The organism is Microbacterium sp., from assembly GCF_049661145.1.
Lineage (GTDB): Bacteria > Actinomycetota > Actinomycetes > Actinomycetales > Microbacteriaceae > Microbacterium.
Map to the genome: position 1 here is coordinate 1 of NZ_JBASZT010000180.1, position 9723 is coordinate 9723.

General features: G+C 68.5%; 9 protein-coding genes. All 9 read right to left on the minus strand.

Translation table 11 applies throughout. The features are described from left to right. Positions 1 to 36 precede the first annotated feature (36 nt). Complete coding sequence (whiA, locus tag WBP48_RS07890) at positions 37 to 1032, minus strand: DNA-binding protein WhiA (RefSeq protein ID WP_424438599.1); 996 nt, start codon at positions 1030 to 1032, stop codon at positions 37 to 39. Between the two features lie 41 nt (positions 1033 to 1073). Next, complete coding sequence (gene rapZ, locus WBP48_RS07895) at positions 1074 to 1949, minus strand: RNase adapter RapZ (protein ID WP_424438602.1); 876 nt, start codon at positions 1947 to 1949, stop codon at positions 1074 to 1076. 71 nt (positions 1950 to 2020) lie between these two features. Continuing rightward, positions 2021 to 3928, minus strand: a complete 1908-nt coding sequence (gene uvrC, locus WBP48_RS07900; protein WP_424438605.1) for an excinuclease ABC subunit UvrC — start codon at positions 3926 to 3928, stop codon at positions 2021 to 2023. Further along, positions 3928 to 6849: an excinuclease ABC subunit UvrA gene (gene uvrA, locus WBP48_RS07905; RefSeq protein ID WP_424438608.1), complete on the minus strand. Its 2922-nt coding sequence runs from the start codon at positions 6847 to 6849 to the stop codon at positions 3928 to 3930. Before uvrA ends, uvrC begins: the two co-directional genes overlap by 1 nt. A 158-nt stretch (positions 6850 to 7007) precedes the next feature. After that, positions 7008 to 7361: a type II toxin-antitoxin system PemK/MazF family toxin gene (locus WBP48_RS07910; protein WP_424438611.1), complete on the minus strand. Its 354-nt coding sequence runs from the start codon at positions 7359 to 7361 to the stop codon at positions 7008 to 7010. Between the two features lie 68 nt (positions 7362 to 7429). Then, a complete protein-coding gene (locus WBP48_RS07915) occupies positions 7430 to 7669 on the minus strand; it encodes a hypothetical protein (RefSeq protein WP_424438614.1) in 240 nt (79 codons plus the stop codon). 86 nt (positions 7670 to 7755) lie between these two features. Beyond that, positions 7756 to 8229 (minus strand): VOC family protein, encoded by a 474-nt coding sequence (locus tag WBP48_RS07920; RefSeq protein ID WP_424438617.1) that lies wholly within the window; start codon positions 8227 to 8229, stop codon positions 7756 to 7758. 63 nt (positions 8230 to 8292) lie between these two features. Beyond that, positions 8293 to 9225: a hypothetical protein gene (locus WBP48_RS07925; protein ID WP_424438620.1), complete on the minus strand. Its 933-nt coding sequence runs from the start codon at positions 9223 to 9225 to the stop codon at positions 8293 to 8295. Between the two features lie 144 nt (positions 9226 to 9369). Then, the coding region (locus WBP48_RS07930) for a helix-turn-helix domain-containing protein (RefSeq protein WP_424438623.1) at positions 9370 to 9723 on the minus strand (354 nt) is incomplete at its 5' end.

Below are 9723 nucleotides of genomic sequence, written 5' to 3' on the forward strand. Positions count from 1 at the left end.
GGGCGCGGCAGCGAGGGCGGGTGGGGCGCGGCGGGGTCAGGCCCCGAGGTCCTCGAGGTCCTCGGGGACGGCGGCGTCGGTGCCGGGGATGCCGACTTGGACGGCCTTCTTGTCGGCCATCGCCAGCAGGCGCCGGATGCGGCCCGCCACAGCATCCTTCGTCAGCGGCGGATCAGCGTGGTGGCCGAGCTCATCGAGACTGGCGTCGCGATGCGCGAGCCTCAGCTCGCCGGCCTCTCGCAGGTGCTCGGGGACGTCGTCTCCGAGAATCTCCAGGGCGCGGTCGACGCGGGCACAGGCGGCCACGGCTGCCTGTGCCGAGCGGCGCAGGTTGGCGTCATCGAAGTTGACGAGCCGGTTGACGCCGGCACGCACTTCGCGGCGCTGCCGTTGCTCCTCCCACGCCTGCGCCGTGCGCGCCGCACCCATCTCCGCGAGGGCGACGCGTATCGCTTCACCGTCGCGGACGACGACACGCGGCACACCCCGCACCTCACGCACCTTCGCCGCGATGCCCAGGCGATGGCCGGCGCCTACGAGCGCCATCGCCGCCTCACCGGTCGGGCAAGAGATCTCCAGCGCGGCCGAGCGCCCCGGATCGGACAACGCACCGGCTCCGAGGAAGGCGCCGCGCCACACCGCGGCGAGATCGTGTCGAGCACCGGTTGTGAGCTTGTTGGGAAGGCCGCGGACGGGACGCCGGCGCGCGTCGAGAAGTCCGGTCTGCCGGGCGAGGGTTTCGCCGCCGTCGATGACGCGCACCGCGAAGTGCCCGCCCACGCGGCCGCCGTCTCCTCCGGATCCCTGCACGCGATGCAACTCGGGGCGCACGCCGTAGAGCTCCATGATGTCGCGCGCCACCCGGCGTGCCAGAGGATCCGTCTCGAGCTCGGCCTCGACCGCGACCCTCCCCGCGATCGAATGCAGGCCGCCGGAGAAGCGAAGGATCGCGGTGAGCTCAGCCACCCGAGCCGTGGGACGAGGGTCGCGGATTGCGGCCAGCTCGGTCTTCACGTCTGCAGTGGGCGACACGGCGATCCTTCGGTCAGCGAGCGGGCGAACAAATGACCAGCCTACTCGCGGCCGAGGTCGCGGTGTTTCACACGGACGGCGACTCCGGGCAGCTCTGCGAACCGGTCGGCCAGCTCGATGGCGGTCACGACCGACCGGTGCTTGCCGCCCGTGCAACCGACCGCGAGCACCGAATGCCGTTTGTTCTCACGCTGGTAGCCCTCCAGCACGGGACGTAGCGCAACCGCGTAGGCGTCGATGAACTCGCGCGCGCCCGGCTGGCTCAGAACGTACTCGCGCACCGACTCGTCTTCACCCGTACGTGCCTTCAACTCCGGGATCCAGAACGGGTTCGGCAGGAATCGCATGTCGGCGACCAGATCCACGTCGGTCGGCAGACCGTACTTGAAACCGAAGCTCATCACCGTGATGGTGTGCCGGGCGGCGCCCTCTTCGCTGAAGAGATCGACGATGCGCGTGGCGAGTTGATGGACGTTCATGGCGCTCGTGTCGACGATGACGTCGGCGCCTTCGCGGATCGCAGCCACGCGATCCCGTTCCCGGTGGATGCCGTCGAGGATGGTTCCATCACCCTGCAGGGGGTGTGGCCTGCGCACCGACTCGAACCGACGCACCAGCACATCGTCGGAAGCGTCGAGGAACAGCACGCGCAGCGGGCGACCGCCCCGCAGCGCACTCGTGACCGACGGCAGCGCGCGAAACAGATCGCGGCCGCGGACATCGACGACGGCGGCGATCTTCGGGAGCGCGCCGCCGGCCATCTCGCTGAGTTCCAGCAGAGGTCCGAGCATCTGCGGCGGCAGGTTGTCGACGACGTACCAGTCGAGGTCCTCGAGCGCGTTCGCCGCCGTCGTGCGCCCTGCGCCCGACATGCCCGTGACGATGAGCACCTCGCCGGACTCCTGAACGCCTGCCACGTTCCCTCCCCAGATCGGTCGACCAGCAGCGGTCGACGCCGATGGATCCGGTCCGATCCGCTGTGCCCAGACTAGCGAGCGGCGAGACGCTGCTCGATCGCGGCCGCGAGCTTCGGGCCGATCCCGGGCAGCGCCGTGATCTCCTCGGCGGTCGCTTTGCTGAGCGCGGTGACCGACCCGAAGTGCCGCAGCAGTGCCTTGATGCGCGCCTGACCGAGTCCGGGCACCTCGCCGAGGACCGTCGTGATGTCGCGGCGGCGACGCCCCCGTTGGTGCGTGATCGCGAACCGGTGCGCCTCGTCGCGCAGTCGCTGCAGCAGATAGAGCGCTTCGGACGTGCGCGGCAGGATCACCGGATACTCCTCCCCCGGCAGCCAGATCTCCTCGAGCCGCTTCGCGATACCGCACAGGGCGATCTCGATGTGCCCGGCGTCTTCGAGGGCCCGCGCGGCCGCCGCGACCTGCGGCGCGCCGCCGTCGACCACCAACAGCTGCGGACGGTAGGCGAACCGGGGGCGCTTGCGCTCGGTCACGACGAGTTCGTCGGCATCCGTCGCCTCTCTCGTCGCGTCGGATGCCGATGGCGCATCGTCGCGGTCGACATGCGCGAGGCGGCGCGTGAGCACCTGATAGAGCGAGTCGGTGTCGTCCGTCGTCTCGGGGACCGAGAAGGAACGGTACTGGTCCTTGCGGGGCAGTCCGTCCTCGAACACGACCATCGAGGCGACGACATTCGTACCCGAAAGATGCGAGACGTCGTAGCACTCGATCCGTAGCGGTGCCTCATCGAGGCCGAGCGCGACCTGCAGATCGGTCAGCGCCTTCGTGCGCGCCGTGTAGTCCGAGGTGCGCCGGGTCTTGTGCAGCATGAGCGCCTGTGACGCGTTGAGGGTGGCCGTCTTCATGAGGTCGGCCTTGCGGCCGCGCTGGGCCACCTGGATCGAGACCCGCTTTCCCCGCCGCTCTTGCAGCCACTGCTCGAGCTCGTCGGCATCGTCCGGCAAGACCGGGACGAGAACTTGACGCGGGATCTCACCAGGCCCCGCCGAGCCGTACGTGCGCTGCAGCACCTGGTCGACGAGGTCGGCCCCGGCGATGTCGAGCTCCTTGTCGATCGTCGTCGCACGGACCCCGCGCACCCGGCCGCCCCGCACGACGAAATGCTGTACCGCCGCAGACAGTTCGTCCTCCGCGATGCCGAACAGATCGGCATCCGTGTCTTCGGCGAGCACGAGGGAACTGCGGCTGAGCACCGCGTCGATCGCCTGCAGCCGGTCGCGGTACAGCGCCGCCGACTCGTAGTCCATCGCCGCCGAGGCCTCGCGCATGCGACGCGTGAGGTCGCGGGTGAAGCGCTGGTCGCCGCCGGACATGAAGGCGACGAAGTCGTCGACGATCGCGCGGTGCTCCTCGATCGTGACCTTCATCGAGCACGGCCCGCCGCAGCGCCCGATCTGACCGGGGAAGCACGGGCGCCCCGAGCTCATCGCCTTCTTGTACGACGCATCGGAACAGGTGCGGATCGGGAAGACCTTGATCATCAGGTCGATCGTGTCGTGCACGGCCCACACCTTGGGGTAGGGACCGAAGTAGCGTGCGCCGGGGATGCGGTGGTTCCGCGTCACGATGACCCGCGGCGCCTCGTCGGCGAGGGTGATCGCCAGGTACGGATAGGACTTGTCGTCCTTGTAGCGCACGTTGAACGGCGGCGAGAACTCCTGGATCCACATGTACTCCAGCTGCAGCGACTCGACGTCGCTGGCGACGACCGTCCACTCCACCGAGGTCGCGGTCATCACCATGCGGCGCGTGCGTTCGTGCAGCGTGTGCAACGGGGCGAAATAGTTCGACAGCCGCGCACGCAGGTTCTTGGCCTTGCCGACGTAGAGCACGCGTCCTTCGGCGTCGCGGAAGCGGTACACGCCTGGCTCGGTGGGGATCTCGCCCGGCTTCGGCTTGTACGGCAGCGCTGTGGCCATCAGCCCGCCTTGCGCGCCGGTTCGCGCCCCTCGCCGCGGTCGCCGCCGTCGACGAGCGATCCGCCCGCCAGCACTTCCGCGAGGAACGTGCCGGTGAAGCTGCCTTCGACGCGCGCGACTTGCTCAGGTGTGCCCGTCGCGACGATCCGGCCGCCGCCGGAGCCGCCCTCGGGACCGAGATCGATGATCCAATCCGCCGACTTGATGACGTCGAGGTTGTGTTCGATGACGATGACGGTGTTGCCCTTGTCGACGAGACCGTTCAGCACCTGCAGCAGCCGGGAGACGTCCTCGAAGTGCAGGCCCGTCGTCGGCTCGTCGAGCACGTACACACTGCGGCCGTTGGAGCGGCGTTGCAGCTCGGTCGCGAGTTTGACGCGCTGCGCTTCGCCGCCGGAAAGCGTCGTCGCCGACTGGCCGAGACGCACATAGCCGAGGCCGACGTCGACGAGGGTCCCCAGGTAGCGGTGGATCGCCTGGATCGGCTCGAAGAACTCCGCTGCCTCGGCGATCGGCATCTCGAGCACCTCGGCGATGTTCTTGCCCTTGTAGTGCACGCTCAGCGTGTCGCGGTTGTACCGCTGGCCGTGGCACACCTCGCAGTCCACGTACACGTCGGGCAGGAAGTTCATCTCGATCTTGATCGTGCCGTCGCCGGAGCAGGCCTCGCACCGCCCGCCTTTGACGTTGAAGCTGAACCGTCCCGGCTGGTAGCCGCGGGTCTTCGCTTCGACGGTCTCGCTGAACAGCGTGCGGATGCGGTCGAAGACGCCGGTGTAGGTCGCGGGGTTGGAGCGCGGGGTGCGGCCGATGGGCGCCTGGTCGACGTGCACGACCTTGTCGAGGTTGTCGAGGCCCGTCACGCGCGTGTGCTTGCCGGCAACACGGCGGGCGCCGTTGAGCTTCGTCGCGAGGACTTCGTACAGGATGCCGTTGACCAGGGACGACTTGCCGGAACCACTGACCCCGGTCACGGCGGTGAGCACGCCGAGGGGGAACTCGGCGGTCACGTTCTGGAGATTGTTCTCGCGCGCGCCGACGACGGTCAGCATCCGCTTCTTGTCGATCTTGCGGCGCCGCTTCGGAGTCTCGATCGACCGGCGTCCGCTGAGGTAGGCACCGGTCAGCGAGCGCGGCTCTTCCAGGAGCGACGCCAGCGGCCCGGAGTGGACGACCTCGCCGCCGTCGACGCCCGCGCGCGGACCGATGTCGACGACCCAGTCCGAGGCGTGCACGGTCTCTTCGTCGTGCTCCACGACGATGAGGGTGTTGCCGAGGTCCTTGAGGCGCACGAGCGTCTCGATGAGACGCCGGTTGTCGCGCTGATGCAGGCCGATGGACGGCTCGTCGAGCACGTACAGCACTCCGGTGAGCCCCGATCCGATCTGCGTCGCGAGGCGAATGCGCTGCGCCTCGCCTCCCGAGAGCGTTCCGGCGGCGCGGCCGAGGCTGAGGTAGCTCAGGCCCACCTGGATGAGGAAGTCGAGGCGCGCCCTGATCTCCCGCAGCACGGCAGCGGCGATCTTGGCCTCGCGCTCGGTGAGCTCCAGCTGCGCGAAGTACTTCTGCGCGTCGCCGAGGCTCATGCGGGACGCACCCGCGATGGACTGCCCGTGCACGAGCACCGCGAGCACTTCGGGCTTGAGCCGGTCGCCGTGGCAGACGGGGCACGGCACCTCACGCAGGTACTCCGCCCAGCGCTGGCGCTGCGCATCGGTCTCGGCCTGCGTGTACTGGCGCTCGATGTAGGGGACGACTCCCTCGAACCCCGACGAATAGCGCATCTCGCGGCCATAGCGGTTGCGCCATTTGACGGTGACCTTGTAGTTCTCGCCGCGCAGCACAGCATCCTGAACCTCAGCGGACAGCTCGCGCCATGGCGTGTCGAGCGAGAACTCCAGGTCATCGGCGAGACCCACGAGCAGGCGCTCGTAGTACTGGTACAGGCCTTTGCCCTGGGTGGTCCACGGGATGATGACGCCCTCATTGATCGAGAGCTCGTCGTCGCCGAGCATGAGCTCCACGTCGACCGACATGCGGGTGCCAAGGCCCGAGCACGTAGGGCATGCGCCGAACGGGGCGTTGAACGAGAACGTGCGCGGCTCGATCTCCGTCAGCTGCAGCGGATGCCCGTTGGGGCACGAGAGCTTCTCACTGAAGCTCTGCCACGCAGCATCCCCCTCTTCATCGACGTAGTTGACCTGCATGATGCCGTCGGCAAGGCCAAGCGCCGTCTCGACGGAGTCGGTGATGCGCCCGAGGATATCGGGGCCTGCCACGAGCCGGTCGACGACCACGGCGATGTCGTGCTTGTAGCTCTTCTTGAGTGCCGGCGGTTCGGCGAGCTGGATGAGGTCGCCGTCGACGACGGCTCGGGCATAGCCCTTCGCCGACAGCTCCTTGAAGAGGTCGACGAACTCGCCCTTCTTCTGGGTCACGACGGGCGCGACGATCTGGTAGCGCGTGCGCTCGGGCAGCTCGATCAGCTGATCGGCGATCTGCTGCACGGTCTGACGCTGAATCTGCGCACCGCACACGGGACAGTGCGGTACACCGACGCGCGCCCACAGCAGGCGCATGTAGTCATGGATCTCGGTGATCGTGCCGACGGTCGAGCGCGGATTGCGGTTCGTCGACTTCTGATCGATCGACACGGCGGGGCTGAGGCCCTCGATGAAGTCGACGTCGGGGCGGTCGACCTGGCCGAGGAACTGACGCGCATAGGCGCTCAGGGACTCGACATAGCGACGCTGCCCCTCGGCGAAGATCGTGTCGAAGGCGAGGGACGACTTGCCTGATCCGGACAGGCCCGTGAAGACGACCAGCGCGTCGCGCGGGATGTCCAGGTCCACGTTCTTGAGGTTGTGGACGCGGGCTCCGCGGACGCTGATCTTCGAGGTGGCGACGGGGACGATGGGCACCGGACAAGTCTAGGTCGGGGTTCCGACACGGGCTTCGGGATCCGGGGTCCGGGGTACGGGCGCGACGACCGTCGCTACCGCGGAGATCCTCACAACCGAGGACAACTCTGCGGGAATCGATCCGCGGAAGTGCAGATCTCCGCAGAAGTGGATGCCGACTAGTCCAGCGCGAGGTGCACGAGCAGCGCGGTGTCCAACTCAGCTGCGGTGCGCGCGTCGAGCGCGCCCAGCCGGCGCGACAGCTGCGAGACGTCGACTGAGCGTACCTGCTCGGCCTGCGCTTTCGAGTCGTGGGTCAGCCCGGTGCGCTCGTCGGCACGCACCAGCACCTGAAACGACAGCACTCGCGCAACATTCGTGGTGAGGGGCACAATCGTCATCACGCCGCGCCGCGTCGTGCGGGAGACCTCGTTCCGCGCGTTGTTGGAGACGATGACGACCGGGCGCGTCTTGGCCGCCTCGCTACCTGCAGCTGGGTCCAGATCGGCCAGCCAGATATCGCCGCGTCGCATCAGTTATTCCGTGGCGCTGCCGCGCCGCGGGGCGAGAAAGCATGAATCATGTCACGAAGACTTTCGGGTCAGAGCTGCTCGTCGAGTCCGTCTGAGACCGTGTTCTCCCAGAGGGCCGCGGATGCCGAGTCGTTGTACCATTCCTCGTCAGCCAACCGGTAGTCAGCGGCGAGCGAGCCCTCCCGCAACGCCCTGACAGCATCGTGAAGGGCCCCGGAGCGTGTCGTCCCGGTGCGTGCCATGTACTCCCCCAGGAAGACCAGATCCGGCTTGGGCAGCGTGGCACTGATCTTCTCCGTCGTGGACATACCGCTGATCCTACTACTGATCCCACCCAAGGGACCCCCGGAGAACCCGCCCTACGCGCGACCGGGGAGCGGCCGAGCCGCGGTCTTCAGCCCAGCCGCGTCGTCCCGTCGGCCTCGAGGCTCCAGCCGGGGTTGACGGCGATCTCCCACGGGTGGCCATCGAGATCGACGAAGACGCCCGAGTAGCCGCCCCATTCGGTCGGCGCTGCGCGCCGTGCGATCCGGCCTCCCGCAGCCGCCGCGGCGACGAGGATGCCGTCCACCTCCGCGGTCGTCGCCACGTTGTGGGCAAGGGTGATCCCGCCCCATCCGCCGCCGTCGGAGACGCCGGAGTCCGCCGAGAGCGCGTCACGCGACCACAGCGCCACGACTATGCCACCCGTCTGATAGAACGCCACTTCACCAGCGACCGAGGAGGGGTGCGGCTCCCAACCGAGCGCTCGGTAGAACGCGATCGCACGCTCCAAGTCGCGGATCCCGAGAGTGACGAGACTCAGTCGCTGCTCCATCGTGCTGTCCTCACCCCGCATCCGGTCGTTGCTCCCGACGCTACGCCGCATCGGCGTCACTCATCGAGCTCGTCGCGACCGTGCTCTCTCAGAGGGCGACGGAAACCCCGTCGGTCACGGCAACGTGATCGGCCCGGACGCCGACGCCCCTCGATAGGTGGTGAAGCCGAGCGTGTAGGTTCCCGTGGCGGGCGCGTCGACCGTGAAGCACAGAGCGTAGTCCTCGGCCCGGTCGCCCGCCGCAAAGACGTGCCACACCGCACCGATCGCGTTGACCGAGATGCCATCAGGCTGCTCGAGTGTCATGGTGGATACGGCGTTCCCGCCGGTGTAGGCCACCGACTCGGCGAAGTCGCCTCGCACCACGACGCCGAGCTTGTCGTCGGCCACCGGCTCGTACGTCACCCGCCCCGTTCCTCCGGTGCCGTAGTCGTCCGAGTCGGAGCATGTCCACGGAACCACGGACACCGAAGCGAGCGTGAGCGTCATCCCCGAAGCGTCGATCGTGCCGCTGAGTGCGGCGGTCTTCGGTTCGCTTCCCGTCGCCTCGGCGTCGGGGTCGAGCGGGAGCAGCCACTGTCGCTGGCCACTCGCGCCCAGCTGCAGGACGGCATCTGCCAGCACCAGACCGTCGTCCGGCGCGAAGAAGCTCATCTCCACTTCCGTCGTGGCCTGCGCGACGGCTGTCGACGAGAACTGCAAGGCTGTCGCCGGCGCCCCCGCACCCACGTCGAGAAAGACCCACGAGAGATACTCGCCCGTGAAAGACTCGACCTCCGACGTGTTCTTCACGTCAGCCGTCACGACGATCCTGCCCGCGTCCGGATCGTACTCGGCCGACGTGAGCGTGACTTCGTTGCCGGCGAGCCAGCCGGATGCGGTGGGCGCGAGGTGCTGAGCCTCGGTCGCGTCGGCCCCGGGCACGGCGGCGGGATCGGCCGCGCTCGCCGTGCCCGGCGCCGTCGAGTCAGCCGAGCTCGGCGTGGGCGGGTCCCCACCCGCACAGCCGGTCAGCAACAGGAGCCCCGCGATCGCGATCGCGGGCATGCGACGTGGATGAGGAGCGGACACGTCCTCACCTCTGCGCATGACGTATCCCTTCGATCATCGTCCGTTCATCGCCGGAGTCCCAGCATCGGCCCGCACGATGAGTCCGCACTATAGGTAAGAAGCACTGCCGCGCACCGACTGCTACGTAGTGAGCGGAACGCGGGTGACCGCATGGGGCGACGACGCGTCGTTCAGCTCGCACACCGGCGCGGCGATCGTGAGCCGCGGAGCGAGCTGGCGGCGAGAGGACGCTCCGAGCGCTGCCAGCACGGCGGACACGTGGACGTTGACGGTGCGCGGCGAGATGCCCAGTTCGCGCGCGATGTCGGCATCCCGGCATCCTGCCGCCGCGCGCTCCGCGACTTGGCGCCGGCGCGGCGTGAGTCCGAGCCCGGGCTCGGCGAATAGCGCAGGCACCACGAGCGCGGGAGAGGCGGCGAGCGCTTCGAGGCGTTCCCAGGCGACCGCCGCGCTGCCGCGATCACTGCTGTCACG

What these genes read in the sequence shown, in the direction of transcription:
- WBP48_RS07915 (WP_424438614.1), bottom strand. Translation starts at nt 7,669, where the DNA reads ATGTCCACGACGGAGAAGATCAGTGCCACGCTGCCCAAGCCGGATCTG.
- uvrC (WP_424438605.1), bottom strand. Translation starts at nt 3,928, where the DNA reads ATGGCCACAGCGCTGCCGTACAAGCCGAAGCCGGGCGAGATCCCCACC.
- WBP48_RS07925 (WP_424438620.1), bottom strand. Translation starts at nt 9,225, where the DNA reads ATGCCCGCGATCGCGATCGCGGGGCTCCTGTTGCTGACCGGCTGTGCG.
- WBP48_RS07920 (WP_424438617.1), bottom strand. Translation starts at nt 8,229, where the DNA reads ATGCGGCGTAGCGTCGGGAGCAACGACCGGATGCGGGGTGAGGACAGC.
- WBP48_RS07910 (WP_424438611.1), bottom strand. Translation starts at nt 7,361, where the DNA reads ATGCGACGCGGCGATATCTGGCTGGCCGATCTGGACCCAGCTGCAGGT.